This window comes from Janthinobacterium lividum (assembly GCF_011601275.1).
GTDB classification, from domain to species: domain Bacteria; phylum Pseudomonadota; class Gammaproteobacteria; order Burkholderiales; family Burkholderiaceae_D; genus Janthinobacterium; species Janthinobacterium lividum_E.
In genome coordinates, this window is record NZ_JAAOLY010000004.1 from 113,493 (window position 1) to 137,931 (window position 24,439).

A 24,439-nucleotide genomic window follows, 5' to 3' on the forward strand; every position below is an offset into this window, starting at 1 on the left:
TTTTTGAACATCTATTGCCAAAATTAAACTGTTTCATGGGTGAGATTCGGATAGAATGATTCTCGCTGTCGAGGGCATCCCTGTCGGGCCAGGGTTGCCAATGCCGGTCAGTTTATTTACTATGGCGCCCTACCCACACTGAGATACCGATGTCAGCGTCTGAATCAAACCTGTTTCCGTTGGTGGGATTACAAGCAGTGGCCAATGCTCATAATGAGTGGGTCGCTGTCACCCTGCATGGTCCGCAGGCCTGGACGGCGCCGCTGCTGGCGGCGCTGGCCGCTGCCGATGCGTATGCCTTCCTGGCGCCGCTCGACTGCATCATTCCCCTGGCCGACCCGCATGGCGTGGACGAGGCCGTGCTGGCGCAACTGGCGCCGCAACGCACCATCTTCCGTTTGCCGGCCCAGTTTGCCGGCGACAAGCAACTCCAGAAAAAATGCCGGCAATGGCGCGACGCCGGCTACCGCATCCTTCTCGATGGCGCTGATGCCAATCCCGTGGTGGCGGAGCAAGTCGACGCGCGCGCGCTGAGCTTTGACGCGGCCGGCGCACACCCGGCCCTGCATCAGCTGCTGCCCTTGCCGGGGCCGCACCTGGCCTACAACATCGCCGACGCGGGGCAGATTGCCGCATTGCAAGAACTTGGCGTCAGCTGGTTTGCCGGCGACTACGCCTTGCCGCATGCGCGCCAGCAAGGCGAGCCGGAAGACGCCACGTCGCGGCGCCGGCTGATGGCGCTGCTGGGCCTGCTGGCCCGCGATGCGGACGCGCACGAGCTGGAAGTGCCGCTCAAGCAAGACCCGTCGCTCAGCTATCATTTATTGAAGCTGGTTAATTCAGCCGCCTTCGGTTTCACGGCGCCGATTACCAGCTTCAGCCAGGCCATCACCCTGCTGGGCCGGCGCCAGCTGCAGCGCTGGCTGCAACTGCTGCTGTATGCGCGGCAACAGGACGACGGCAAGATCCACGCGCTGCTGCCGCTGGCGGCCGTGCGCGCGGCGCAGATGGAAGCGCTGTGCCAGCTGCGCGGCGGCGACCGCGACGCGCAGGACCTGGCCTTCATGGCAGGCGTGTTTTCGCTGCTCGACGTCTTGCTGGGCATGCCGATGCAAGAGATCATCGCCACCCTGAACCTGGCGCCCGAAGTGAGCGCCGCCTTGTTGGAACGCAATGGTGAGCTGGGCACCTTGCTGGCGCTGGTCGAAAGCGCCACGCCGCCGCCCGAGGGCTTGCGCCGCGCCGGCATCGATGGAGAAACCTATTGGCGCAGCCTGCTGCAGGCCTACCAATGGGCCATCCAGGTCAGCCGGAACCTCTAGCATGACCTTGTTTCCGGTGTCGGATTTCCTCGGTGACAGCGCCGCCCTGTGCGACGCCGTCGTGCGTTTGCGCGGCCCTGCGCTGGTAGCTGAGCTGGGGCGTATCGCCAGCACCGTGATGGCCAGCCCGCATGGCCAGTTCCTGCCCGCGGCCAGCACGGACGCCGCCGCGCCGGCCGCACCGTTTCCCCGCGATACGCCCGCCTTGCTGCAGGAAGTCAGTTTCGATGGCCACTGCTTCGGCCATTACAGCGTGGCCGGCCGCCCGCTGTATAACGACGCCGATCGCCGCCACCTGGCCAGCCTGGCATCGCTGACGGCCGGTGTCCTGCAAGTGCATTCGCTGGCGCAACGCTCGACCCATGCCTACGCGCAAGTCGAAGCCTTGCTGGCGCAGCAGACGCAAATCCTCGACCAGTTGCACGAATCCGTGCTGACGATGGACTTGACGGGCTACATCACCAGCTGGAACAAGGGCGCCGAGCGCCTGTTCGGCTACACCTCGGTGGAAGCCGTGGGCCGCAACATCCTGTTCCTGTACGACGAAGAAGACACGGGTTTCCACGACGCCTTCCTGGAGCAGGGAGGACGCCTGATGGAGGTGCGGCGCCGAAAGAAGTCGGGCGAGATCTTCTGGGCCAGCCTGTCCCTGTCGCCGCTGCAAGACCTGGACGACAAGCCCATCGGACTCATCGCCTACCTGACGGACATCACGGAACGCAAGCTGGCCGAAGAGCGGCTGCACCACCTGGCGTATTACGACCCGTTGACCAGCCTGCCCAACCGCACCTTGCTGGCCAAGCTGGTCGACCAGGCCCTGAGCGTGGCGCAGCGCAGCAAGATGCTCGGCTGCGTGCTGTTCATCGACCTGAACCGTTTTAAACTGATCAACGACACCCTGGGCCGGCGCATTGGCGACGAACTGCTGCGCCAGGTCTCCCTGCGTTTCCGCCAGGTATTGCGCGACCAGGATCTGGTGGCGCGCCTGGGCGGCGATGAGTTCGCCGTCGGCCTGTTCGACATCGGCCAGCATTTCGAGGCCAGCATGGTGGCGCAAAAACTGCTGTCCTCGCTGGTGGAGCCGTTCCTGATCGAAGGCCACGACCTGCGCGTGGGCGCCAGCATCGGCATCAGCGTCTATCCGCAAGACGGACAAGACGCGGAAACCCTGCTGCGCCTGGCCGACATCGCCATGTACCGCGCCAAGCAGGACAGCGGCGGCGAAGCGGAAAGCGTGGCCTTCTACAGCCAGGACATGAACCTGGGCATGCAGGCGCGCATGCGCCTGGAAACGGGCTTGCGCCAGGCCCTGTCGGAACAGCAACTGCTGCTGCACTATCAGCCGAAATACGCCTTGGCCAGTGGCCGCATCATCGGCGCCGAAGCGCTGGTGCGCTGGCACCATCCGCAGCACGGCATGATCCCGCCCGCCGAGTTTATTCCTTTGGCCGAATCGACGGGCCTGGTAGTGCAAGTGGGTGAATGGGTGCTGGAAGCGGCCTGCGCCCAGGCGCAAGCATGGAAACTGGCCGGCCTGCCGCCGATCCGCCTGGCCGTCAACGTCTCCGCCCGCGAATTCACGGCAGCCTTGCCCGCCAGGGTAGCGGCGACCCTGGTCCGCTACGGCCTGGAAGCGGCCTGGCTGGAACTGGAAATCACGGAAAGCACCCTGATGCACAACATCGACAGGGTCATTGGCATCATGGACCGCATCACGGCCTTGGGTGTGGCGCTGTCGCTGGACGACTTCGGCACCGGCTACTCAAGCCTGTCCTATTTGAAGCGCTTTCCCATTGATACCCTGAAAATCGACAGGTCTTTTACCACCGGCATCCCCACCGACGCCAGCGACTGCGCCATCGCCAGCACCATCATCAGCATCGCCCAGCAGCTGCACCATAAAGTGATCGCGGAAGGCGTGGAAACGGCCGAGCAACTGGCCTTCCTGAAGAGTTCCGGCTGCGACGAAGTGCAGGGCTATCTATTCTCGCGCCCATTGCCGGCAGGAGAGTTCGAACGGGCGCTGCGGGAAAACTGGGGCGTATAGTTCAAGCGTGCCCGCTCTTTCCTGTCAGGCAAACGGTGCTAGCCATTGGTAAGCCACCGACCTTTATGTATAATGCTGCCATCTGGAAGCGTGGCCGAGTGGTTGAAGGCACTAGTCTTGAAAACTAGCGACGGGTTACACTGTTCGTGAGTTCGAATCTCACCGCTTCCGCCAGAAATATTGAAATAAGCCCTTGATTATCAAGGGCTTATTTTTTTTGTGCGTCGTGTTGGCCATGCTGGCCCTTGGCGGCGCCAGACTCAACTTGGCGACTATTTGCGGAAACCATTTCCGCATCACCCCGTTATCGGGTGGGGCGCACGGCCTGGCCGATGCGCCGGTAGACCTTTTCCGTGATGACTTTTTCGCTATGGCCCAGCAGCGAGCTGGCGGCGCCCAGGTCGGCAATGTCGCTGGCCGAGCGCGCGCGGATGTCTCGGAACTGGAAGGCGCGCACGCGGCTGGCCAGCTCCTCGTCGCCAGCCTTCAGCGCCTGTTCGGCCGCCGCCTTGCGCGCGCTGTCGAAGCGCAGACGCAAATGCCACTTCTTGACCTGGCAACCGTTGGGCAGCGCGATGATGAAGCTGGTACGGGGCCGGTGCGGGCGCGCGTGAATGCGCTCGATGACCGTGGCCAGTTCCGACTTGATGCCGTCATGCTCCAGGACGATGCGCAACAGCTTGTTGCTCTTGCCCTGGCGAACCTGCAGGGCGCCGTCCTTCAAGTCGCTGTCGCGCATCTTGAGCACGTCCGCCGGCCGCTGCCCGGTCAGGTAGTTCAAGTCCATGGCGTCCTGCAGCTCTTCGCATCCCGCATTGCGTACCGCATCCCACACGGCCTTGTCGGCATAGAAGTCGCGCGGCACTTCCTTGTTCTTGCGCACGCCACGGCACGGGTTCTCGCGCTTCGTGTAACCCCATTCCCTTGCCATGTTGAACACGTGGGACAGCAGCGCGATTTCGCGGTTGGCGCGCACCTTGGCGCTGCGAGCGTCGCGGTAGCGGGCGATGTCCTGCGGCGTGATGGCGTCGATGGGCGCGCTGTCGAATACCGGGCGCAGCTGGCTCAACGAACTGGCGTTCTCGCGCTGCGTGCTGGGCGCCTTGCCTGGCAGGATGTCGCGGGCGTACTGCGCAAACACGTACTCCATCAGCGTGGCATCTGTTGGAACAGGCTTGCATTCATATTCGGCCCACAGGCGCTTGGCCTCGACCAAGTCCGTTCCCAGCGGGTATTCCTTCCGGTTGCCCGCGTCGTCCCGGCCGTTGTAGTAATAGCCGATCCACACATCGCCCGATTTCAGCTTGCGCACGCGGCGCAGCATGCGCGGCGGCAGTTTGTAGCCAGTGCTCTTAGGTCGCATTGTTTTCTTTCTTTTAACGTACTTTGGACAGGTCCGGCGCCCAGGCCGGCGTGCCCACCAGGCTGGCCGGATTAATACCGCTCAAGCGCAGCCTGGCGTACAGGCGCCCGATGATGGGCGCGCCGGCGCGGTTCTGGATGAAAGTCCAGCCGTTTTGCTGCAGCCATTTGATTTGGTCGACCTTGCGGCAGCAACCGGAAATGGTTTCGACTTCGTCCATGCTCAGGGTTTCGGACTGGATCGAATTGTCAAAAAGGTTATTCATTGGGTGGCGCTTTCGTTATGGCGGGTGGCCGTGCCTTGCATTTTCTTGTGGCCAGGGCAAACGCTTCGGCCTCCGTGTATTGCGGTACTTCGACGCCCGGCTTGCGGTAGTCACGCAGCCGGCAGAATTCTTTGTAATTGATGTCTGCGACTGGCCATTTCACTGTCATGGCTGGCATCCCAGGGCTACAGGCGTGCACTTCACCGCTTCGATGGCGCCCAGCGGCACTGCGCGGAACATGCCGGCCCACTGGTGATCCAGTTCGACCCAGGCATGCAGTTCGCCATTACCTACGTCCCGGCGCAAGTCGTTTACGGTGCCGGCCTGGTAGCCTTCATCGGTATCGAACGTCACGCGGTCGCCACGGACGACTTGCCGCGGCAAATTAGTCAGGGTGTTTAGCATTGCAGGCTTCCTTTCAGCTTTTGGGCGTACAGAGTGTTCAAAGTTAGGTCGATTTCATGGATGTCTGCATGTGCGGCAGATACATCAGCCTGAAACACACCAGTTTTTTGGATGCTGCACATTTGGGTAAGCATTTGCTCTATGAGTCCCTCCTTGTGCTCCTGCGCCATACGCCGCCTCTCGTGCAGAACCCGCAGCTTGTTAGCGATCTGTGCCTGGCAGGCCTCGTCGGTGTCGATCGTCACGCGGTCGCCCAGGGCGATTTGCCGCGGCGAATTGGTTGGGGTGGTCAGCATTGCGGATTTCCTTTCAGTTTGGCGGTAACGCCGCACACGCCGTAGCGGTCGATGGCAGCGTCGATCACGGCGCCGCTGGATGCGGCAACCTCAAAAAATTCAAAGCGTTCGGTTTGCGTGCGAACGATCACGGCATAGGTGCTCATGTGCCATTTCCTTCTTGGGGTGGGGTGTCGGGGACGATTAGCCGGGGCCACGGGCAGGCGCCTACCGCCGCCCAGGCGGCAATCACGGCTGTTTTTGCCTCGTTGGACAGGTCAGGCGCGGGCGCCGCCGGCGGCGTTGCCGGGGCAGGGCGGTCGGGGTGCGTACAGTTATTTACACGAGTCCGAGGAACGGCAACCCCAACAGCCAACCCGCGCCCGCCTGTGGCCTGTACCGGCGTCCACGTATGGCGCACGGACTTGAAGACCACGCCGATCAGGTCGCTGCAGCGCACGCCGTAGGGCGTGATGCGCTGGGTTTCGCCGTAGCGGCCGATGACGGTCTTTTCATTCTTGGCCAGGGTGATGACCAGTTCCTTGCGCGGCACCAGGGCACCGCCCTGGGCGCGCAGGTACTTTGCCCAGCAGGCGCGCTTTTCGCCTTCGATCTTTTGCACGGCGTCCCAGGCCAGCAGCATGGCCGCCGGCGCTTCGTTGAGCATGTTTTCTTCGATGCGGCGCAGTTCGCGCCACACGGTCACGGGTGCGCCGCCCCATTGCTGGAATTGACGTATGCCCCAGCGCGCGGCCCAGGCCTCGACGCGCGCCGAGGGCACCAGTTCGATATCGCCTTCTGTTTCCGGCGTGACCAGATAACCCTCTTTGGTCTTGTGCTCGGCCACGCCGTCGGTGTTCTTGGCCACATACTTGGCGATGTAGGCGGCGGCGCTGCCCTTAGCCCAGTCGATGCGCTGGACGTCCAGGCGGCGCTGGAAGGCGCCCGGCTCGCCACGATCCACGCGCCAGGCGTAGCGCTTCATGATGCGGATGGCGCGGCCGGCCACGTCCTGTAGGTATGGCGTCTTGTATTTTTCGGTGGGGCGCACGAACAGCAGCAGATGCCAGTGCGGGCATCCATCGTGATGCGGCTCAGCGATGCGAAAACCATACAGGCCGATGCCACGGCGCGCCAGCGCAGAGCGGCACAGGGCCGTCATCTTGCCCAGGTAGGCGTTTGCCTCGCGCGGCGTCGAACCATCGTATTTTTCGTTCGACTTACCGCTGTGGTGTGTCGAGTGAAAGCGCGACGGGCACGTCCAGGTGATGAAAATGCCTTGGTCACCGCACTCGCGGGCGATCTGTTCGAAGCCGTTCATACGCAGCATCAGCTCGCCGCGCCGGATAGCCTTGTTGGCCGTGGTTTTTTCCGCCAGCTCGGCGATGCTGAACTGCTGGCCGTGCTCGTTCTGCACCAGCGTGGCTTCCAGCGCCGCCGCGTTGCGGCGGTTCTGCGCAAGACGGGCCAGCACGGCCTCGGTGCTGGCGTAGGGTTCGCCGCGATAGTTGACGTAGCCCAGGCGGATGTTGCCAGCCTCAAAGGCACGGCCTACACGCTTGCGCAGTTGGCGGCGCCACCAGCGGGCGTCCACCAGGCGGGCGATGGTGTCGGCCGCCTCGTCAAATTCCGGCAGTTCGATTCCATACGAGGCACATTCGTCTTCCATGATCTGCAAGGCGTGGGTGTCGGAAATGGCACCCCACAGCATCTTGACGATGCCGGCCGCCGCGCGTTCGGCTGTGGCCACGATGTCATGATCGCTTTGCGACAAGTCCACGCCGGCGGGCACGTACTGTTCGGCGAACTCGCGCACAAAGCTGGTGGCAATGGACTCATAAATTTTGTACCAGGACGACCAGGCCATCTTGGCCAGGGCCGCCGTGATGACGCGGTTGCGCCACTTGAACGGGATGCGGGCCAGCTCGGGCGCGAATTGCGCGGATCGCAGGAAGGCTTCGTGACGCTGGGCGTCAGGCAGCAGGATTTGTTTAGATAGCATTCAACAGTCTTTCGTACACACGGATAGCGGCAGAGGTAGCGGCGCGCAGTTCGATGCGCTCTTCCTCGGTAAATGAGTGAATCGGCGATTCCCAGCGGTCGGCGTCCATGCCGGCGGCGATCAGCACGGAGCGGCGCGCGCCGCGCGGTGACAATCCCCAGGCCTGGGCCATGAAGGGCGCCAGGTTGCGCGGCTTGATGCTGCGTAGCTGGGCCTTTGCCTCGGCGATGGCGGCCAGTGCATGCCCGGCGCCTGGCGGTGTCGGCATATCCTTGTCGCGCGCGGCCAGAATTTCGGCGGCAGGCTGGAAGGACAGGTGATTGTCGATAAGGGACGCCGGCATGGTTTAGTCCTTGATAAAGCCAATGGCCCGCAGCACGCCGGGGGCAATGACGATCAGGAGCGACAGCAGCCAAGGGCCGCAGGCTTTGGCCAGGCGCAGCATCAGCGTGCCCCTGCCTTGGAATAATGTTCTGCCCAGTAGGGCAGCGTGTGCGATGCGCCGCTGCCGTGACGGGCACCCGCTTCGGAGGCAAAAATGTAGTTCACCTCGATGGGCAGCCTGCCGACCAGGGCGCGCTGCTTGGCCGGTGCGAAAAAGCCCGCACGTTCCAGTGCCTGCGCATCGCTGACGATGAAGGTCAGATTGGCAGCACCGTAGGCGTGATAGGTCTTGGCAATCTCATGGATTTGGACTGTCAGCGCGGCGATGTTGATGCCAGCGCCGGTTTGCAGCAGGAAGCACGTTGGCGCGACAGGAACAACATAATTTTGCGAGGCTGGGCGGGCCGTGATTGGTGCCGAAGATATGGCGGCTTGATTGGTAACATGCAGCGTGGTTTCCATCGGTTTTCCTTATTTCAGGTTGAACGAATCCCGCACGCTCAAAAGGGAGCGCTGCAGGGCACAGCAAAAGAGGGGGAGTTACGGCGGCCGGGCTACGGCGGCGCGAGGATCGGGATAGTCATCAGCAGCCCGCCGTCAGGTCCAGGGCCAGCTGGCTGGTGGCCGCCTTGCGCGCATGCTGGGACATCGGGATGCGGATATCCGGCTTGGGCATGGCGGACAGCGAGAGGGTGCGCAGCACTTCCAGGCCTGCCACGAAGGAGTGCCCGCAGTCGGGGTTCTGGCACATGTAGGTGATTTCCTTGAACATGGCTGACATCGTGCGGCTTTTGACTGCGCGGACGGTGTATTCGCAATGCGGGCAGGGCAGGCCGATGACTCTCATTTCAGCTTTCTTTCCACTTGGTACAGGGCGCGACCGCGACCTGTCATGTTTTTCGACTGTATGCGTAAGCGCGACTTGACGAGCCATTCCGCCGCCTGATCGATACTTGCCAGCCCCTGGCGCTGGCGCACGAGTTCCAGCACCGCGCGCTCTTCGTCATTCAGGTGAATTTGATGGTCTGGCATTTTCTGTAACTTTAGAGTTGCTCAAAAGTGACTCGGTTTAAACGCTGCGACGCTGTACGCTGTCGATGGTGGCGTCATCCAAGGCGATCACGGCCAGGGCTTCACGCATCACGATCTGGCGCACCAGCACCGCAAGCTCTTCGCCCTGGTAGTTGGCGATCGAGGAAACGAGCTGATGCTCATAGTCATCGAGGCGCAGCATGACGCGGTGGCTGCGGATACGTTTTGCATCGGGGTACATGACGTTGTCCTTAGTGAATGGGTTTGGAAGCGAGTTCGCGTTTGTAATCGGCGAGGCCGCGCAGGATCAGGAAACGTAGAAACCAGGCACGGGAGCGCTCAAGTTTCTCTGCGTAGCCTTCGACTTCGTCTACCTCGTCAGACGTCAGACGAACGCCAAGAGGCTTAGTCGTGACGCCCTTGGCAGTGCGCCTCGCTATGGATACGTTTTTCATAATGTTATGATGTGTAATCGCTACAGGATGGCGTAACTATAGTATGTAAAAACATACTTGTCAACGTAGATGTATGGATAAAAATATTTTTGGTGATAGATTAAGGCAGGAGCGAACACGCTTGGGTCTTACACAAGAAGCGTTCGCGGCAATTGGTGGCGTGAAGAAACTCGCACAGATTAACTATGAGCAAGGAAAGACCTTACCCGATGCCGGCTATATGGTCGCGCTGGCAGGTATTGGAGTCGACTTGTCGTATGTAATGCTTGGCGTACCGGCCAGTAACGCTTTGACTGACGATGAGAACGAGTTGTTAGCTGGGTATCGACGGCTAGATTTGCGAGGGAAGGCCCGCGTGCTTGGTGTTGTGGAAGGTATTGGAGAGCCGGTAGTTACTCCGCCCTCCAGAACAGTCGAACGCAACACACAAATGGTTTTCCATGGCAAAGTAGGTCAGCAAATTCATGGGGATATCACGGCTCCCCAAACGATCAACGTTGGGCGCAAAAAAAAATCACCTACGTAAAGCACGACGGAAAGATAGGCTATCGTTGATATGGTCAGCAGTTAGGTGGAAAGTTGCAGCTCTAGCCTCTTTGCTCTTTGCGTGTTGCTGGCCGCAATATAGATGTGAAACGATTACTTTCATGGGCAACAAGTCTGTCAAAAATTCATGTTATTTTGATGGTAAGGCATACACTGTCGGTGTTGTCATTGAGACAGCGCGAGGTATTAAATGCGAGTGTTCCTCAGCAACTTCTGATGGCCTGCCGACTTGGGTGAGTGGCCGATGGGGTTAGCTACTTGCTCGCCGATGGCAACGCCTGGCATCGGCCAGTATCAGACGTGTCGCACTGGCGTCTCTGTTACTTTGCCGCTATCAAAATATCCTTGTGACATTATGCGTATTTTTGTGTTGATCTGAATGTTATCCTCCGATTCGTAGCTTGCTGGACGTTTTGAGCCGGCAGGCGTTTTACGAAGATTGTCAAAAATTAACTTTAATATTTGCGGTAGGCTTGACGCTGTCAGTTCCTTTTCTATCAAATTCAGCGGCGAAAACTATACCTTTTTCATCTATTGAAAAGCGGCAGTGGATTAGCGTGGTGAAAGCGAATAAAGCTGCTGATGTAATGTTGTTTTTTAAAAAAAACTAGGTGCGAAGAATAAATATCGGGTTTGATGTGAATAAAAAAACACTAAATATAGTATGGTGGAATGCAAATAATTTATTTCATTTCGATTCAAAAAAAAAGGGAAAGAATCGATGGCCTGCTAACGAAGATTATTACAAAGCGAAATGTCAACGTGTTGATGATGCCATATCTGAAATAAGAAAGCAGTATCAAAAAATTGATATATTATGCCTTTGCGAGATAACAAAAAAAGCTGCTGAGGAATTGAGGGATAGATTATTTCCGGGTTTTGGTGTTATTTCATTGGATGTGAAGAGTGATGAGCCAACTTTGCAGGTTGCGATGATATTTCCACCTGACTCTGATTATGTGAAATATCAGGAGCAGTTGCCTATTGTTGTTCCTAATGTGCCCTCGGGAACTCGGCCTATGGCAGTCTTGGAAATTATGATTGGAAAACATCGTTTAAGAGTTATCGCCTGCCATTGGCAGGCGCGAATCGATGAGGACGGTTCTGATCGAGGACGCTTTCGTTCTGCCGATTTCTTGAGTACATATAGTTTTGATTTTATAAGTCAGGACCAAGATTTTCATGACATTGTGATTGTTGGGGATTTGAATGAGGAACCATATGAACCAAACTTAGGTGTTTTGAATGCTCATAGGCATCGAGGGCGCTCGCTTAAGAAATTTCATTGGACTGATCATAATGTAAAGCGCGTCCATCTATATAATTCTTCTTGGCGTCTTCTTGGAGAAAAGCATCCTATTACATCACCTGAAATTTTGCACGGTTCGGAACACTCTGCTGGCACTTATTATTGGGAAGCGAAGCATACTTGGCACCACTTTGATCACGCTATTGTGAGTGGTGGCTTATTAAGGGATAAAATTCCTTTTTTAGATGAGGGAGAGGCGTGCATTCTCTCTCTTCCTTCTTTGCTGACTGAAGGTTTTCCTATTAAATTTTCTTGTGAAAATGGGAAGTATAGTGGATTGTCGGATCACTTACCGATTTTTTTAAAAATTAATATTTGAGGAATTTTTATGATAAATTTTGATGAGCTGTTGAAGAGTAGTTTATCGGTAGTTAATGAGGGTTATCAAACAGCCTTTGATGATTTGGTTGATATTGTTGATCGGTTGAATAAGTCTATTAAATCAAATGCAGGGGATAACTTTGCTCTTGAATGGCAATGTATTAAGGATGAAGTTAAAGGATCTTTATTTAGAATTTATTTTGATACTGATGAAAATAATCCTAAGGCCGAAGCGATCACTATCTCGAGTATTTTCATTCCTTCCCTCGGCTATCCGGTGACGTACGGGGCATATTCTTTTAAGGCTAGGGTTTTCAGCGAAGGTGGTAAGTGTTCTAGTAAAGAGGAACTGGAAGAGTATTTTTCAGGTTTTTTGGCGTCTCCAGAATCACCTCTAATTCAAGCGATTGGTTTTGCAATGCGGAAAGCTGGTGACGACATTGAGGATGGCGTAGTGCCATTTTAATGTTGCGGAAAAGTATTGAAAATATGAGGTTTGCCAGATTTTAGTGATGTAATGTGTAACTTACACGTACCGCCTTACAGAGGAGGTAGAGCATATGTCTCATAATCCTTTGGTGCGCGGTTCGACTCCGCGGGGGCTTACCAATAAGGTCAAGGGCTTAGATGAAAATCTAAGTCCTTTTTTCTTGCTTTCTCGTGTAGGCACTGTATAAGTTTTTCTTTCTCACCTTCCAAGGCAAAGTGAGAATTTGTGATATTTGCGAGCAAGTTGCTATCGTAACTTGTGTGGAAGGGTTCGGCCGCTTGCAAACATTGCATGCCACAAGCCTGAGCGGACGTTAATTGCCCACGTTCATACCGATTGTGCGGCGGCTACGGCTTGCGTAGGCATCCAAGGTTTCTCGCTATTTTCACGTATGATCTCGCGCACCTCCTCAATATGCTTCCACGCATGCAGCGCCGCCCGCTTGGCGGCCTGCTTGCTCTTGTAAAGATGCTCCAGCGTCTTGAGCGTGCCAGCGGCGCCGGCTTGCTCCTGCCCCGATTTTTTCTTCTTCGCCGCCACATCCTTCCACTTGGCCACAACGCCCGTGACGCCTTCGTCCGGGTCTTTCTCTTCCTCGCGCTCGGCCTCGACCGCCTCCGTTTTCGTTTCAAACTCCACCCGTGTGGTAAAACCGTTGCCGCCCAGGCTGTGCGTGACCTTGACCGATAGCCATTCGGTGGCGTCGATCTCTGGTTTGAAGCCGCTCACCGTCACGGGCGATTGCGGGAACACGGCCGGGTTGCCCAGGGCCAGGCTCATTTCAAAGGTGGCCAGGCCACGCAAGATGCGCTGCCATTCGGCGACGGCCGCCGCGCGCGCGTCCGTTTCGTTGGCGAAGGTGGTGCGCAGGCGCTTGCTGTTGCCGGGGACGCCGGCCACGACGCTGCGGCGGCGCGCGTAGCGCTCGTCGTGCCAGAAGGCGCGCACGCCCGTGTAGGCGTCGCTTTCGGCGCTGTGGTAGCGGTGGCCGTCGCCCAGGGCACGCGTGATGGGGATGACGGGCAGCGCCTTGCCGCTGGCCGTGCGGCTGTCGTTGATGGGGATGAACAGCAGCTTGTCATTCTTGACGGTGGCCACCGCGTCGTATTTCCTGCCCAGCCGGCGCAGGAAGGCCGCATCGCTTTCGTGCGTCTGATCGATGTGCTCGATGGCGGTATCGCGCAGGCGCGCTGATACGCCTGACGCCAGCTCATTGCGAAAGGCGATGGCCTCGATGATGGCGCCCAGGGTTGTCTTGTGAAAGCTGTGTTCCTGCTGCTGCTTAAACGTGTCGATCAGGTTGGCCGACCTGGCGCGCAGGGTGATGGTGTCGGGCGCGCCGCTGTGCTCCACCTCGTCCACGGTGAACTTGCCCATGTTCACCAGGCCGGACGATTGCCAGCCCAACGCCAGTTCGATCTGCGCGCCACGCGGCGGCATGGCCAGCTTGCCGTCGCTGTCATCCAGGGCCAGGTCGAGCTGGTCGCTCTCGTCGCCGCGGCAAAGCGTCAAGGTCAGATTGATGAGGCGCGGCGAGACGATGGCGGTGATGTCCTTGTCCTCGATGGTGACGCGGAAGGCGGGGATATGCTCGCTCATTTGAACTTGTCCGCCGCGCTGCCGATGGCGCCGCTGATGCCGGCGCCGATCTTGTCTTTCATGTCGTTGACGACGCCGCCGTATTTCGACGTGATGCCGCCCACCACATTGCCCACCACGCTGCCCACGGCATTTTTGGCTGCGCCGGCCACGCTGCTGGTGATGCCGTCGATGCTGAGCATGTTTTTCAGGTCGCCGATGTCACCCAGGCCGACCATGGCCAGCACGCCGTCGTCGTCACGTTTCAGGGCAATTGAAAACTCCACGCGCTTGGCGCCGCCGCTGCCGTCCAGGATGGTGCGGCCCTCCGTCATGCTGGTGATGCGGTAGGAGCCGAGGATGCGGCCCGTGCCCTGGATCAGTATCCACGATTTGCCGGTATCGGCCATCATGCGCAGCGCATCGAGCGAATACAGGGAGCCGGTCAGTTCCGGCGCCACCCAGCCGGACAGGGTAATCGTGTCGTCGCCGGGCCCGACATACTGGTGCGCGTCGCGCAGGCCCACGCGCGCCGTGCTGGCGTGCTTCCATTCCGTTTGCCGCTGCAGCTCGTGATAGGCCAGCGTGGGCAGGCTGAAAACGAACATGCCTAAAATCATCATCATGGTGTGGTTCCTTTAATCGTGGTCGCGCAGGGAAGAGCGGATGCGCGCCGCCTTTTCGCGGTCGCGCTGTTCCATGGCCGCATACACGGCGCGCGCGATGGCCTGGGGATCGGAACCGGCTTGCGCTTGGATCGTGATTTCGATCTTGTCGCCTTGAATCGTCATGCCGGCGCCGAAGCCGCCTTGCGCCAGCGGCGCGCGCGTGTCGAAGGCGCTGGCGGGTAATGCCGTGGCCGTACCGATGGCAATGCCCGCGCCCAATTGCGTCAGGCGCTGCGCCAGGCTCGATACCTTGGCAATCGGCGCGCCCTCGCTGCGGTCCAGGCCCACGGCCAGGCCTTGCATGGTGTAGTCGCCGAGCTGGGCAAAGACGCGGCTCGGGCTGTGGATGCCCAGCTTTTCCTTGAACCAGGCAATGGTGCTGGAACCGGCATTGCTGATGGCGTCCTTGACGGCGCTCATGGAACCCGTGATGCCGTTGACCAGGCCGCGCAGGATGTTGGCACCGAACTCGGTGAACTTGGCCGGCAGCTCGATGCCGAACCATCCGAGCACACCAGCGAACGCCTGGTAAAACACGCCCAGCGGTGACCAGTTGATGACCAGGGCCGTGATGCTGCCCATGCCGCCAGCGCAGACGGTGCGCAGGCGCGCCCAGATATCGGCGAAGAAGGCGGCAATCGGCTGCCACGATGCGGTGATGCGCTGCAGGATGGTGGCGCCGAAGTCGGTGAACTTGGCCGGCAACGCGATGCCGAACCAGCCCAGCACGCCCGCAAAGGCGCGATAGAACAGAGCAAGCGGTGTCCAGTTGGCGATCAGGGCGCTGACGCCGCCAATGCCGCCGGCAAAGGCCATCTTGATCTGCGACCAGATGCCGGTAAAGAAGCCGGCCAGCGGCGCCAGGGCAGTGGCGATGCGCTCCCGGATGCCGGCAGCGAAGTCGGTGAACTTGGCCGGCAGCGCGATGCCGAACCAGCCCAGCACGCCCGCGAAGGCGCGGTAGAGCAGGCCCAGCGGCGACCAGTTGGCGATCAGGCCATTGACGCCGACGAAGCCGCTGGCAAAGGCCGCCTTGACGTCCGACCACAGGCCGGCAAAGAAAGCCTTGATCGGCTCCCAGTTTTTATAGATCAGGTAGGCGGCGCCGGCAATCAAGGTCACGGCAATGCCAATCGGGTTCATGAAGAAGGCGCGGCCCAGCCACAGCACGGCGCGGCCCATCCACATGAAGGCGCCGCCCAGGCCGCGCAGGATGGGCGTGAGTACGCCACCCGTCATGCCCATTTTGGCGAACATGACGTGCAGCATGGCGTACGGACCGATCAGGGCGGCAATGCCCAGCATCAGCGGGCCGAGCACCAGCAGGATGCCCGCCAGCACGGCAAACGCCGTAATCATGACCTTGGCCAAAGTAGGATTACGCTCCATGAAGCCGTTCAGACGCTGCACAGTACTGATGGCCAGTTCCAGCCCCTGCGCGTACAGCGGCAGGATTTTCTCGCCCATGGTGAGCTTGAGATTGGCCAGCTTGGATTGCGCTTCCAGTTCCTTGCCGGCGGCCGAGTCGCGGCCCAGCTTGTCCAGGGTGCCGATGTCGGCGGCGCCACGGTTGAGCTTTTCGTTCTTGTGGATTTGCACGCGCTGCAAGTACATCTGCGAGTACAGGTTCGACGCGGTGCGGTTGGAAAAGATGCTGCCGATGGCATCGAGCACGTGCTTTTTCTCCGTGATGCCCTTTTTGGCCAGTTGCGGCAACAGCACTTTTTCCATCCACTCGAACTGATTTTCGCGGAACAGCTCGGAACCCAGCAGGGCGCCGGGATCAAGGAAGGCAATTTGCCCCGCCTTATCGGGCGTGACTTTGCTTTTGTCGCCGATCAGGCCGAACTCATCCAGCTTTTTGACCGACCGTTTCGTCGTGCGGCCTTGGTACAAGTTCTGGTAGGCGCTCATCAGGGACGTGCCGACGCGGTTGCCGCTCATTTCCTGCACCAGCGGTTCCATCTGGTAATAAAACGCATCATCTTTCAAGCCCTTGGCGGCGATGCCGCCCGTCTTGATCATGTTCAGCCATTCATTCGGCCCGACGCGCCCGCCCGTGGCCGTGATGACCTGTTGCACGATGTTGGCCTGGGCTTCGAATTTTTCCTTGCTTTCCAGGCCGCCGCGCAGCTCGATGACCTTGAGCATGTCCATGAACTTGCGTTCGTTGTCGGCGCCTTCTTCCTCGCCAAAAAAAGCGTGGTTGGCAAACTTCATCTTGGCCAGGGTAGGGGCGACCATTTCCGCGTGGTGCACGTCGGCAAAGGCGCTCATGCCGTCGCGCATGAGCTGCAGGTTGTCGAGCTGGCTGGTGCCGTAAGTCTTCATGTTGCGCGCGAAGGCGACGGCCTCGGCCGATACCTTGTCGCCCAGGCCGAGCGCATTCACGCGGCCCACTTCCGTTTGATAGTGCTTGGCCTCGTTCAGCCCCTTCACGACGGGCGCACCCAGTACGGCGCCCGTGGCGGTGGCGCCAGCGCCGGCCATGGCCAGGTTGCCCGCCTTGTTGCGCAGTTTATCCGCATGCTGGGTGGCGTTGGTCACGCGCTGCTGCTTGCCGGCCGCGTTGGCCAGCTTCTGCTGCTGCAAGGTCATTGTTTTGTTGGTGGCCTCGATTTCCCGGCGCAAGGTGCGCTCGTGATTGGCCAGGTCTTTGGTGCCGATGCCGGCGCCGGCCAGGCGTTCGCGCATGACCTGCAGTTGCTGCGCCTGCTGCTGGCCAGCCGTTTTGAGGGCGCCGGCCGCTTTGACGGCGGCGTTAAATTCGCGCGTCATGGCGCGTGTGGGCGCCTCCGCCTGTTTCATTTTGGTGGCGAGGCTGGCCACCTTCTGCTGCGCCGCTTCCAGCTTGCTGCGTGTGGCGTCCAGGCCGCCGTGCAGCTCGCGGAATTTGCTGATGTTTTTTTGCTGTGCGTTCAGGTCGCGCAAGCGGTCGCTGGTGGCTTTCAAAGCCTTGGCCGTGTCGCTGGAGCCGCCCATGATCTTTTTCAGCGGGCCGGTGATTTTATCCAGCGCTGCAAACACTACCTGTAATTTCAAATCCCGGCCAGCCATCTATTCCGCTCCGCTTCGTTGCCGGGCGCGTTCGCGCCAGGCCATCAGTTCATCAATCGTAAAATCGTCCATCGCTGCCGGCGTCCAGTGGAAGACGCCGGCAATGTCGGCCATCGCGTCTTCTACTTCGCCGGGGATACCGAAAGGCGATCGGCTTTGCTCGCCAAAAAACCGGCAACCTCGGCGCCCACGGCCAGCAGGTCGGCCGGGTCCATGTTGGCGATGTCGTGCGCGGTCAGGGTCGGCTCCGTGATGCGCGGCAGCACGATCTGCAGGGCCGACACGTTCAGGTTGGCCAGCTCGATCAGGGAAATGCCGCGTAGGGCGCCCGCCTTGGGCTTGCGCACGGTCAGCGAGGTGATGAGGCTGTCGCCGCGCTTGATAGGTTCGTCCAGTTCGATGACGGCGCTGTTTTGGGTATCGTTGTTCATGGTGTGTTCCTTGTGGTGGTGTGATTAAAAAGTGGGATTACAGGCCGATGGCGCGGCGCACGGCGTCGTTGCGGCTGACGCCGCCCATGATTTCCGTGCCGCTCATGAAGTCCAGTTCGATGATGGTGGCGCCGTCGATCATCAGCTTGTAATAGCTGCAAGGCATGGTGTACTTGTGGGTAGTGTCGTCGCCCATCTTGGCCGTACCCATATCGACTTCCTTGTAACGGCCGCGCACGACGACCTCAACGGCGGCCACCGTACCGTCATCGTCTTCCTGGTAGGCGCCGGCAAAGCGCAGTTGTACGGCGCCGTGCGAACTGGCGCCGTAGTGCTGCAGGGCGCTGGCGATCAGGCCGCCCGCGCTCCATTCCAGCTGGATGGCTTCGTTGCCGAAGTCCACGGATACGGGGCCGCTCATGCCGCCGGCGCGGTACTCTTCCATCTTGCGGCTGAGCTTGGGCAAGGTCACTTCGGGCACCTGGCCCATGTAGGAAGTACCGTCTTGAAACAAAATAAAGTCTTTCAGCTTGCGGGGCAGGCCCATGGCGTTCTCCAATGTTCAGTTGCGCCCGCACGGGGCGGGCAGGGTGGTAAGGGCGCTTACGCCGCGATGCGGGCGGCGAAGTCGGCCAGGTAGCGGTCGGTGATGCGCTGCTGGAAACGCAGGTTTTCCAGCGGCGGCACGGGCGTGTAGTCGTAATCGATGGCCAGCTTGCCGTCTTTCAGCCCGTTCTTGTCGTTGTACTGCTCGTCATACCAGGCATGGCCATCGATGATGTAGCCCTGCCGTTTCAAATCGCGGAACTTGGCGTTGATGCTCTCCAGCAGATCGCGCACCAGGGACGGATGCAAGGGCACGTCGATGTAGGCGAAATGCGCCTCGGCGATGGTGTCGGCCAGTACCTGGGCCGTGCGCGTGTAGCTTTCAAAATAGAAGAAGCCGCCCGGTGCCTCGCAAGTGCGCGAACCCCAGAAGCGGTAGCCGCCCATGTTAATCAGGGTGGTGACTTCTTTGGCGTTGAGCACGCCGGCGTCGGTGGCCGGGTCTTGCAGGTCGAAAAACACATCCTTGGTGATGCCGGTCGGGCCGTTGATGACCACGTTGGACAGCGTCTTGTGCCAGCCCGTTTCCTCGTCGATCTTGGCGCGCAGGCCCATGGCGTAGGCGACGGCGGAAATGCTTGCCTCTGCGTCGGTGGCGGTATCCCAGTTCACAAAATCCGGCCAGATGACCATGACCTCACGCTGGCCGAACTGGCCGCGATAGGTAGTGGCCGCCGTGACGGTCGCGCAGCCATAGGCGGATGCATACACGAAGCCGCGCAGGCGCTGTGCGACGCTGGCCAGGGCGTTGGTGACGGCCTGGGTGTCCAGCCCCGGCGCGCCCAGGATGCGCGGCTTTACGCCGAGTTTACTTTGCGCGGCCAGCAGCGCCTGTGCGCCCAGGTACTTGCCGTCCGGCGACACGCCGCCCACGGCGTTGGTCGTGGTTTCCGCTTCCGTTTCGCCTTCGGCCACGCGCACCACGACGGTCAGCGGTTTGGTTTGCGCGGCGATGGCTTCCAGCGCGCGGCGCAGGGTGCCCGTCTTGCCGGCCTTGCCCATGGCGGCCAGCACGTTGGTGACGAGCACGGGCGTGTCCAGCGGGAACGCGATAGGGTCGGCATCGTCGGCCGTGGCGATCAGGCCCAGCACGGCGGTGGACACGGTGCGGATGGGGCGCGAACCCTCGTTAATTTCAATGACGCGCACGCCATGGTGGTAGTCGGTGGCCATGTGGCTCTCCTGGTGAGTGGTGAATGGGGCGTTATTGGGGGGCTGCTGTGTCGGCGTCATCGAAGGCGCGCCGCGCCTCTTCCTGTAGCGTGTCCGCGATGCGCTGGAACTCGGCGCTGACGGCCGCCTGCAGCTCGTCCAGATCGCGCGCGGCGGTGATGGTCGGGCAGACGGTGATATCCAGCAGGCAGGTGCGGGCGTTGAAGATCGCTTGCGCCGTGGCCGTGTCGCCGCTGGCCACGGCGGCAAAGCCGATGCCGGCCAGGCGGTTGAGGATGGCATCGCGTGTTTTTCTGACGCCGACCAGGAAGGTGTCGCACTGCACCAGCAGCGGCGTCGGCGTCGGCGCGATAATGACCAGCTGGCCGTTTTCAAATTGAAAGGAATGGCCAGCCGGCCGGCCCATTGCCGCCGCATAGTCTTCATCAGCCACCTCGATCAAGTCGTCAGGCAGGTGCGGGTACTCAATGTATTGGGGATAAAAATTGCCTGTCGAGTAAGAGTAGCGAATGGTCATGTCACTTGCCTATGGAAATAATGAAAACAGAAACGTTGCTGTTGACGTAGTTGTTCTGTGCCACGCCGCCATTGATAGACGTAGCCATGGCGGCGACAAACGCATTGGAATTAGATGCCGCACCGATGCCCAGAACGCTGGCGGTGCAGCCAAACACCGCTTCCTTGAACGCAACCGGAAAGGAAAAATTCTTCGTTGCCATGCCGGTGGTGGCGACGGGCACATCGACGGTTTGCCATTGCATAATGAAATCACCCGGCAGGCATTTATGGCCGCTACCCGCCAGTACGCCTGTGAAATCAGCATTGCGCCACATTTCGGCCGTCGAGTCGATGACTTGCCAAACGTTTGGGCTGGTCGCCATGAGGGTGAGAAATTGCCCAGGCTTGATCGTGATGCTCGACACACTGCCGCCATCAAATCCTATGTTTACGCCTGGCGCGGCAAGAATGGTGCCACTATTGACGAGCCCGAAGAATTTGACGCACTTGCCGGAATTGTGGGGGATGCCAAGCGATACCGGGTCGGGAATGGTGATAGCCTTGCCCGCATAAGGGAAGTACAGAGCGCAGCCAATATCGTCGGCGGTGAGCGTGCGGTTCTCGATGACGTCGGCATAGCGCACCATGTTTCCTTGCGCGCGCTGCACAAAATCAGCACTGGCCAGTTTGGTCGAGGCGTCGAACTTCGGCAGTGTGGCTACAGTCTTCATGCTGTATTGCTGGTGCGGATCGACAGCGGCCTGATGCTTGCCCAGTTGGGCGTCCGCGTAAGCCATGACAGCTGTGTCCTGTTGATCCATATGGCTGCGCTTGGCCAACAGTGGATGGGGATCGTCAGCGGCCAGATGCTTGTCCAGTAGCGCGTCTGCGTAGCCCATGACAGCCTTGTCCTGTTGATCCATATGGCTGCGCTTGGCCAACAGGGGGTGGGGATCGTCAGCGGCCAGATGCTTGTCCAGTAGCGCGTCTGCGTAGCCCATGACAGCCTTGTCCTGTTGATCCATATGGCTGCGCTTGGCCAACAGGGGGTGGGGGTCGTCAGCGGCCAGGTGCTTGGCCAGTTGCGCGTCTGCGTAGTCCATGACGGCCTTGTCCTGCAGATCCATATGGCTGCGCTTGGCCAACAATGGGTGTGGATCGTTGGCGGCCAGGTGCTTGGCCAGCTGCGCATCGCTGTAGGCGCGCACAATGATGTCCTGGTCATCGACATACTTGCGCGTGGCCAGGATGATGGACGGATCGATCTTCAGCTCGATGGCGGCCGTGCTGGCAACGATCAGCACGATGCGCACCACTTGCGTGCGGCCGCTGCCTTCGGCCATCAGGGGCTTGTAGCTGGGCGGGCAGTTGGCCACGGCGCACAGGTCGCCGGCCTCGTCGTAGATGCCGATTTCGCGTATCCACCAGCCGCCCACGTCCTCGGGCAAGACTTGCTCGACGATGATCTGGCTGGCGTTGGCCGGGTCGATGGACAGCTGGTTCAGGCCAGCGCGGCGCACCTCATGCACCAGCGCCTTTTGCGTGCGCACAGGCATGGGCAAGTTGCCGTTGCCGTCGCCCACGGCCAGGCTTTTCAGTTTCAGGGTTTGGCCCAGGGCGATGGCGTTGGCCAGCTTGGCCTCGCCCACTTCGGTCAGGATGGCAAAGTATGTGCTCATGGATAGATGGTGAGAGTGTCGATGGTATGGGATGCGCCGGCCTGCAACAGCGTGCCGCGCACTTCGATGGTTTCCGCGATCCAGGGATACACGGTCATGCTGTCGCCGTGGTAGGCGCAAGCGCTCGCATAGATGCTGCCCCGGCTTTCCAGATAAATCGCCAGGCCCGTCATGTGACGGCTGACGGGCTTGGCGTCGGCAATCAGGCGTTCCATTTCCTGAAACATGGCGTCGGTGATGCCCGAGTCCAGCACGCCGACATCGAGGCGGAAAGTGCCCGGCACGCCGGGCGGTGCGGTCTGCCACCATTCGGTAATGCGGATCAGATAGCCCAGGGACTCGACCACGCGGCGCACGGCGGCAATGGTGCCCTTGTGCTTGTGGATGAAATAGGACGCCTTGATCGTGCCGCGCTTGATCGATTCGGGCCAGGCATCGTCCCAGCGGTCCACGGAACAGGCCCAAGCCAGAAACGGCAGCAAGTTGACCGGGCAGTGGTCGGCGTTCCACAGATCGCGCAGTGGCACGGGCACGTTGACCAGCTCGGCGCAGGCTACGGCAATGGCGCGCTCCAGCGCCGTGCTGTTGGGCGGCAGTGTGGGGACAAGCTTATTCATCGAGCACCACGACGTTGAGCTGGATTGCTGTGCAGCGCGCGGCCTGGGTGGCGTTCAGTTCGATGTCCGCCGCCGGGCTGGTCAAGACGACCTTGCGCACGCCCTCGACGTGGACGGCGGCGCTGCAGGCGGAACGGTAGACGCTGTGGCCCAGCGGGCGGCGCGGTTGCGACATGCGCACGGCGTTGGCGCGCGCGGCATCGAGCAGAATCGGCACTTCCGGGCCGACGCCGATAAACAGGGTGGCCTCGATCTGGTAGTCGATGACCTGGGCGGCTTGCACCGTGAGGCGGTCGCCCAGGGGCCGCACTTCCTCGGCGTTGAGCGCGCGCGCCACGGTCCCCAAGAGTTCGGCGCCGGCAATGCCGGTGTCATTGTTGGCCAGCACCGTGACGGTGACGCTGGCCGGCGCGGGACTGGTGGCGCTTGCATCCTTGACGCGGCCGTCGCTGCTGCGGGCATGGAATTCATACGACGCTTTGGGGCCGGCCACGGACAGGCCATCCGGCGCTTCCTGGATGCGCAGCCGGTAGGCGTCATCGTCTTCCATGACAGCAGCCACGGGCGGCAGGGCGTTGGGATTGGCTGGCGTGATGGTCAGGCGCGCCACGTTGACGTTGGCGCCCAGCTGGTCCAGGTCGCCATTAAGGGCAAAGGCCAGCATGACCGCCTTGCCTGCCTCATTGACACGGTTGCGCAGGATGGTTTCCTGATACGCGTTTTCTTCCAGCAGCTTGGTGGCCGGTTCCGATTCCAGGGCCAACAGGGCCGTGACGGCCGCGCGCTGGGCTTCCGGCAGCAGGCTGACAAGGTGTTCCTTGCGCTTGGCCAGGATGGCCTCGAAGTCCAGCACTTCCACCACGCTGGGCGCCGGCAATTGGGTCAGGTCGATGGGCGTGCTCATACGGCGCCCCCTTTGACAGGCACGGCCAGGGTGATGCCCTGGCCATTCGCCGTGCCATCGAGCAGCACGGTGATGGCGCCGTCCGTGTCGCGCGTGAGCTGCACGCTGTCCAGCTGCAAACGCGGCTCCCAGCGGCGCAGGGAAAAGGCGGTGGCGGCATAGATGCGCAACTGCGTGGCGCTGTTCAGGGGCTGATCGATCAGCTCGGGCACTTCGGAACCGTAGCGGCGCCGCCGGATGCGCGTGCCCATCGGTGTGGTGAGAATATCGGCCACGGACTGGCGCAAGTGGTCCAGGCCCGTCAGGCTGCGCCCGGTGGCGGCGTGCATGCCCATCATGGCAATGGCCCATTCGATTGGTCGCCGCCAGCCTTGACGCCGCCGTGCGGATGCTTGAGCAAGCTGATGGTGCCGGCCAGCACATCCTCGCTGGCCTTGATGGTTCCTTGCACGGCCATGGCCACGCCGCCAGCGGCGCCGGCCTTGGCATTCACGCCGCCGTTCAGGGTGGTGGCGCCCTGCACGGTGGCGCTTTGCATGACGATCAGGTTTTTCATGACAGTCAGATCGCCCGTGCAGATGGTGCTGGGCGCGTCCGACGTCACCTTGTCGGCGGTGATGGTGGCGGTGCCGCCGGGGAGGGTGGCGGTGAGCGCATGGGCGTCGTGGTCGTACTGCACCACGGCACCGTCCGGGTAATGGGTGGTGTGGATGGCTTGGCTCAGTTCCGGCGCGCCAAACGCCTGCGAGAACAGGGCGGGCAGGATGGTGCCGCGCGTCAAGTCGCCGCCAGGGGAGAGCACGACGACCTGTTCGCCGACAGTCGGCGCCGACCAAGAGCGTGTGCTACCGGCGCGCGGCGTGATCCAGTTCAGCCATTCAGTGGTGAGTGTGGGGCCAAGCTGTACGCGCGCCTTGGCGCCGTCCACCTCGGCGATGGTGCCCAGGCGGATCAGGTTTTGCAGCAAGCGGAGGAGGTCGGACAGGTCGGCGTTCATGCAGTGCATGTTGCC

30 protein-coding genes and 1 tRNA gene are annotated in these 24,439 nt (G+C 60.5%); 6 read left to right on the top strand and 25 right to left on the bottom strand.

What is annotated here, in order from left to right:
- Nucleotides 1–197 precede the first annotated feature (197 nt).
- The 3 genes from GYK42_RS07710 (at nt 198) to GYK42_RS07720 (ending at nt 3,543) form a co-directional block, all read left to right on the top strand.
- Entirely contained in the window at nt 198–1,322 is a 1,125-nt protein-coding gene (locus GYK42_RS07710; protein ID WP_346768070.1) for an EAL and HDOD domain-containing protein, read from the top strand.
- A gap of 1 nt (nt 1,323) precedes the next feature.
- On the top strand, nt 1,324–3,369 hold the full coding sequence (locus GYK42_RS07715; RefSeq protein ID WP_166447014.1) for a putative bifunctional diguanylate cyclase/phosphodiesterase: 2,046 nt from the start codon (nt 1,324–1,326) through the stop codon (nt 3,367–3,369).
- 84 nt (nt 3,370–3,453) lie between these two features.
- A tRNA-Ser gene (locus GYK42_RS07720) sits at nt 3,454–3,543 on the top strand.
- A gap of 130 nt (nt 3,544–3,673) precedes the next feature.
- Here GYK42_RS07720 and GYK42_RS07725 read toward each other — a convergent pair.
- The 12 genes from GYK42_RS07725 to GYK42_RS07780 form a co-directional block, all read right to left on the bottom strand.
- Nucleotides 3,674–4,732 carry a tyrosine-type recombinase/integrase gene (locus GYK42_RS07725; RefSeq protein WP_166447015.1) on the bottom strand — a complete coding sequence of 353 codons (1,059 nt, stop codon included), beginning with the start codon at nt 4,730–4,732 and terminating at the stop codon, nt 3,674–3,676.
- A 13-nt stretch (nt 4,733–4,745) separates the two neighbouring features.
- Entirely contained in the window at nt 4,746–4,997 is a 252-nt protein-coding gene (locus GYK42_RS07730) for a DUF4224 domain-containing protein (RefSeq protein ID WP_166447016.1), read from the bottom strand.
- Between the two features lie 165 nt (nt 4,998–5,162).
- Nucleotides 5,163–5,402, bottom strand: a complete 240-nt coding sequence (locus GYK42_RS07735) for a hypothetical protein (RefSeq protein WP_166447017.1) — start codon at nt 5,400–5,402, stop codon at nt 5,163–5,165.
- A complete protein-coding gene (locus GYK42_RS07740) occupies nt 5,396–5,698 on the bottom strand; it encodes a hypothetical protein (protein WP_166447018.1) in 303 nt (100 codons plus the stop codon). The genes GYK42_RS07735 and GYK42_RS07740 overlap by 7 nt, the downstream gene beginning before the upstream one ends.
- Nucleotides 5,692–5,844: a hypothetical protein gene (locus tag GYK42_RS07745; RefSeq protein WP_166447019.1), complete on the bottom strand. Its 153-nt coding sequence runs from the start codon at nt 5,842–5,844 to the stop codon at nt 5,692–5,694. Before GYK42_RS07745 ends, GYK42_RS07740 begins: the two co-directional genes overlap by 7 nt.
- On the bottom strand, nt 5,841–7,679 hold the full coding sequence (locus GYK42_RS07750) for a replication endonuclease (protein WP_166447020.1): 1,839 nt from the start codon (nt 7,677–7,679) through the stop codon (nt 5,841–5,843). Before GYK42_RS07750 ends, GYK42_RS07745 begins: the two co-directional genes overlap by 4 nt.
- Nucleotides 7,669–8,022, bottom strand: a complete 354-nt coding sequence (locus GYK42_RS29220; RefSeq protein WP_034745810.1) for a hypothetical protein — start codon at nt 8,020–8,022, stop codon at nt 7,669–7,671. The genes GYK42_RS07750 and GYK42_RS29220 overlap by 11 nt, the downstream gene beginning before the upstream one ends.
- A gap of 101 nt (nt 8,023–8,123) precedes the next feature.
- Nucleotides 8,124–8,525, bottom strand: coding sequence for a hypothetical protein (locus tag GYK42_RS07760; RefSeq protein WP_166447021.1), 402 nt, complete (start codon nt 8,523–8,525; stop codon nt 8,124–8,126).
- Nucleotides 8,526–8,646: 121 nt separating this feature from the next.
- Nucleotides 8,647–8,997: an ogr/Delta-like zinc finger family protein gene (locus tag GYK42_RS07765; RefSeq protein ID WP_346768071.1), complete on the bottom strand. Its 351-nt coding sequence runs from the start codon at nt 8,995–8,997 to the stop codon at nt 8,647–8,649.
- Nucleotides 8,907–9,095, bottom strand: coding sequence for a hypothetical protein (locus tag GYK42_RS07770; RefSeq protein WP_035825591.1), 189 nt, complete (start codon nt 9,093–9,095; stop codon nt 8,907–8,909). Before GYK42_RS07770 ends, GYK42_RS07765 begins: the two co-directional genes overlap by 91 nt.
- 37 nt (nt 9,096–9,132) lie before the next feature.
- Entirely contained in the window at nt 9,133–9,336 is a 204-nt protein-coding gene (locus tag GYK42_RS07775; RefSeq protein WP_035820909.1) for a hypothetical protein, read from the bottom strand.
- A 10-nt stretch (nt 9,337–9,346) separates the two neighbouring features.
- Entirely contained in the window at nt 9,347–9,550 is a 204-nt protein-coding gene (locus tag GYK42_RS07780; RefSeq protein WP_166447023.1) for a ribbon-helix-helix protein, CopG family, read from the bottom strand.
- Between the two features lie 73 nt (nt 9,551–9,623).
- On the opposite strand from GYK42_RS07780, the gene GYK42_RS07785 reads away from it, so the two are divergent.
- From GYK42_RS07785 to GYK42_RS07795, 3 genes are all read left to right on the top strand, one after another.
- Entirely contained in the window at nt 9,624–10,076 is a 453-nt protein-coding gene (locus GYK42_RS07785; RefSeq protein WP_166447024.1) for a helix-turn-helix domain-containing protein, read from the top strand.
- 658 nt (nt 10,077–10,734) lie between these two features.
- Nucleotides 10,735–11,724, top strand: a complete 990-nt coding sequence (locus GYK42_RS07790) for an endonuclease/exonuclease/phosphatase family protein (RefSeq protein WP_166447025.1) — start codon at nt 10,735–10,737, stop codon at nt 11,722–11,724.
- A gap of 9 nt (nt 11,725–11,733) precedes the next feature.
- The gene (locus GYK42_RS07795) at nt 11,734–12,192 is read left to right on the top strand and encodes a hypothetical protein (RefSeq protein ID WP_166447026.1); all 459 of its coding nucleotides are present in this window, start codon (nt 11,734–11,736) and stop codon (nt 12,190–12,192) included.
- Between the two features lie 351 nt (nt 12,193–12,543).
- Here the strand turns inward: GYK42_RS07795 and GYK42_RS07800 are convergent, their stop codons facing one another.
- The 13 genes from GYK42_RS07800 to GYK42_RS07860 are packed head-to-tail and all read right to left on the bottom strand — an operon-like array spanning nt 12,544 to nt 24,433.
- Entirely contained in the window at nt 12,544–13,815 is a 1,272-nt protein-coding gene (locus tag GYK42_RS07800) for a phage late control D family protein (RefSeq protein WP_166447027.1), read from the bottom strand.
- Nucleotides 13,812–14,420 (bottom strand): phage tail protein, encoded by a 609-nt coding sequence (locus tag GYK42_RS07805; protein ID WP_166447028.1) that lies wholly within the window; start codon nt 14,418–14,420, stop codon nt 13,812–13,814. Before GYK42_RS07805 ends, GYK42_RS07800 begins: the two co-directional genes overlap by 4 nt.
- Nucleotides 14,421–14,432: 12 nt before the next feature.
- Complete coding sequence (locus GYK42_RS07810; RefSeq protein WP_431190156.1) at nt 14,433–17,519, bottom strand: phage tail tape measure protein; 3,087 nt, start codon at nt 17,517–17,519, stop codon at nt 14,433–14,435.
- Nucleotides 17,520–17,633, bottom strand: a complete 114-nt coding sequence (locus GYK42_RS07815; protein WP_071650277.1) for a GpE family phage tail protein — start codon at nt 17,631–17,633, stop codon at nt 17,520–17,522.
- A gap of 8 nt (nt 17,634–17,641) precedes the next feature.
- The gene (locus GYK42_RS07820; protein ID WP_133992904.1) at nt 17,642–17,950 is read right to left on the bottom strand and encodes a phage tail assembly protein; all 309 of its coding nucleotides are present in this window, start codon (nt 17,948–17,950) and stop codon (nt 17,642–17,644) included.
- 37 nt (nt 17,951–17,987) lie between these two features.
- Nucleotides 17,988–18,497, bottom strand: a complete 510-nt coding sequence (locus GYK42_RS07825) for a phage major tail tube protein (protein ID WP_139090361.1) — start codon at nt 18,495–18,497, stop codon at nt 17,988–17,990.
- Between the two features lie 56 nt (nt 18,498–18,553).
- Nucleotides 18,554–19,729 carry a phage tail sheath protein gene (locus GYK42_RS07830; protein WP_166447030.1) on the bottom strand — a complete coding sequence of 392 codons (1,176 nt, stop codon included), beginning with the start codon at nt 19,727–19,729 and terminating at the stop codon, nt 18,554–18,556.
- A gap of 31 nt (nt 19,730–19,760) precedes the next feature.
- The gene (locus tag GYK42_RS07835) at nt 19,761–20,246 is read right to left on the bottom strand and encodes a hypothetical protein (RefSeq protein WP_166447031.1); all 486 of its coding nucleotides are present in this window, start codon (nt 20,244–20,246) and stop codon (nt 19,761–19,763) included.
- A 1-nt stretch (nt 20,247) separates the two neighbouring features.
- The gene (locus tag GYK42_RS07840) at nt 20,248–21,906 is read right to left on the bottom strand and encodes a phage tail protein (RefSeq protein WP_166447032.1); all 1,659 of its coding nucleotides are present in this window, start codon (nt 21,904–21,906) and stop codon (nt 20,248–20,250) included.
- On the bottom strand, nt 21,903–22,523 hold the full coding sequence (locus GYK42_RS07845) for a phage tail protein I (RefSeq protein WP_205711318.1): 621 nt from the start codon (nt 22,521–22,523) through the stop codon (nt 21,903–21,905). The genes GYK42_RS07840 and GYK42_RS07845 overlap by 4 nt, the downstream gene beginning before the upstream one ends.
- Nucleotides 22,516–23,427: a baseplate assembly protein gene (locus GYK42_RS07850; protein WP_166447033.1), complete on the bottom strand. Its 912-nt coding sequence runs from the start codon at nt 23,425–23,427 to the stop codon at nt 22,516–22,518. The genes GYK42_RS07845 and GYK42_RS07850 overlap by 8 nt, the downstream gene beginning before the upstream one ends.
- Nucleotides 23,424–23,765 (bottom strand): GPW/gp25 family protein, encoded by a 342-nt coding sequence (locus GYK42_RS07855; protein ID WP_166447034.1) that lies wholly within the window; start codon nt 23,763–23,765, stop codon nt 23,424–23,426. The genes GYK42_RS07850 and GYK42_RS07855 overlap by 4 nt, the downstream gene beginning before the upstream one ends.
- Complete coding sequence (locus GYK42_RS07860; RefSeq protein ID WP_240943508.1) at nt 23,762–24,433, bottom strand: phage baseplate assembly protein V; 672 nt, start codon at nt 24,431–24,433, stop codon at nt 23,762–23,764. The genes GYK42_RS07855 and GYK42_RS07860 overlap by 4 nt, the downstream gene beginning before the upstream one ends.
- Nucleotides 24,434–24,439 lie beyond the last annotated feature (6 nt).

Excerpts from the sequence above, each read along its gene's own strand:
- GYK42_RS07715 (WP_166447014.1), top strand. The coding sequence starts at position 1,324 with ATGACCTTGTTTCCGGTGTCGGATTTCCTCGGTGACAGCGCCGCCCTG.
- GYK42_RS07725 (WP_166447015.1), bottom strand. The coding sequence starts at position 4,732 with ATGCGACCTAAGAGCACTGGCTACAAACTGCCGCCGCGCATGCTGCGC.
- GYK42_RS07730 (WP_166447016.1), bottom strand. The coding sequence starts at position 4,997 with ATGAATAACCTTTTTGACAATTCGATCCAGTCCGAAACCCTGAGCATG.
- GYK42_RS07735 (WP_166447017.1), bottom strand. The coding sequence starts at position 5,402 with ATGCTAAACACCCTGACTAATTTGCCGCGGCAAGTCGTCCGTGGCGAC.
- GYK42_RS07740 (WP_166447018.1), bottom strand. The coding sequence starts at position 5,698 with ATGCTGACCACCCCAACCAATTCGCCGCGGCAAATCGCCCTGGGCGAC.
- GYK42_RS07745 (WP_166447019.1), bottom strand. The coding sequence starts at position 5,844 with ATGAGCACCTATGCCGTGATCGTTCGCACGCAAACCGAACGCTTTGAA.
- GYK42_RS07750 (WP_166447020.1), bottom strand. The coding sequence starts at position 7,679 with ATGCTATCTAAACAAATCCTGCTGCCTGACGCCCAGCGTCACGAAGCC.
- GYK42_RS29220 (WP_034745810.1), bottom strand. The coding sequence starts at position 8,022 with ATGCCGGCGTCCCTTATCGACAATCACCTGTCCTTCCAGCCTGCCGCC.
- GYK42_RS07760 (WP_166447021.1), bottom strand. The coding sequence starts at position 8,525 with ATGGAAACCACGCTGCATGTTACCAATCAAGCCGCCATATCTTCGGCA.
- GYK42_RS07765 (WP_346768071.1), bottom strand. The coding sequence starts at position 8,997 with ATGGCTCGTCAAGTCGCGCTTACGCATACAGTCGAAAAACATGACAGG.
- GYK42_RS07770 (WP_035825591.1), bottom strand. The coding sequence starts at position 9,095 with ATGCCAGACCATCAAATTCACCTGAATGACGAAGAGCGCGCGGTGCTG.
- GYK42_RS07775 (WP_035820909.1), bottom strand. The coding sequence starts at position 9,336 with ATGTACCCCGATGCAAAACGTATCCGCAGCCACCGCGTCATGCTGCGC.
- GYK42_RS07780 (WP_166447023.1), bottom strand. The coding sequence starts at position 9,550 with ATGAAAAACGTATCCATAGCGAGGCGCACTGCCAAGGGCGTCACGACT.
- GYK42_RS07785 (WP_166447024.1), top strand. The coding sequence starts at position 9,624 with ATGGATAAAAATATTTTTGGTGATAGATTAAGGCAGGAGCGAACACGC.
- GYK42_RS07795 (WP_166447026.1), top strand. The coding sequence starts at position 11,734 with ATGATAAATTTTGATGAGCTGTTGAAGAGTAGTTTATCGGTAGTTAAT.
- GYK42_RS07800 (WP_166447027.1), bottom strand. The coding sequence starts at position 13,815 with ATGAGCGAGCATATCCCCGCCTTCCGCGTCACCATCGAGGACAAGGAC.
- GYK42_RS07805 (WP_166447028.1), bottom strand. The coding sequence starts at position 14,420 with ATGATGATGATTTTAGGCATGTTCGTTTTCAGCCTGCCCACGCTGGCC.
- GYK42_RS07810 (WP_431190156.1), bottom strand. The coding sequence starts at position 17,519 with ATGGCTGGCCGGGATTTGAAATTACAGGTAGTGTTTGCAGCGCTGGAT.
- GYK42_RS07815 (WP_071650277.1), bottom strand. The coding sequence starts at position 17,633 with ATGGCCGACATTGCCGGCGTCTTCCACTGGACGCCGGCAGCGATGGAC.
- GYK42_RS07820 (WP_133992904.1), bottom strand. The coding sequence starts at position 17,950 with ATGAACAACGATACCCAAAACAGCGCCGTCATCGAACTGGACGAACCT.
- GYK42_RS07825 (WP_139090361.1), bottom strand. The coding sequence starts at position 18,497 with ATGGGCCTGCCCCGCAAGCTGAAAGACTTTATTTTGTTTCAAGACGGT.
- GYK42_RS07830 (WP_166447030.1), bottom strand. The coding sequence starts at position 19,729 with ATGGCCACCGACTACCACCATGGCGTGCGCGTCATTGAAATTAACGAG.
- GYK42_RS07835 (WP_166447031.1), bottom strand. The coding sequence starts at position 20,246 with ATGACCATTCGCTACTCTTACTCGACAGGCAATTTTTATCCCCAATAC.
- GYK42_RS07840 (WP_166447032.1), bottom strand. The coding sequence starts at position 21,906 with ATGAGCACATACTTTGCCATCCTGACCGAAGTGGGCGAGGCCAAGCTG.
- GYK42_RS07845 (WP_205711318.1), bottom strand. The coding sequence starts at position 22,523 with ATGAATAAGCTTGTCCCCACACTGCCGCCCAACAGCACGGCGCTGGAG.
- GYK42_RS07850 (WP_166447033.1), bottom strand. The coding sequence starts at position 23,427 with ATGAGCACGCCCATCGACCTGACCCAATTGCCGGCGCCCAGCGTGGTG.
- GYK42_RS07855 (WP_166447034.1), bottom strand. The coding sequence starts at position 23,765 with ATGATGGGCATGCACGCCGCCACCGGGCGCAGCCTGACGGGCCTGGAC.
- GYK42_RS07860 (WP_240943508.1), bottom strand. The coding sequence starts at position 24,433 with ATGCACTGCATGAACGCCGACCTGTCCGACCTCCTCCGCTTGCTGCAA.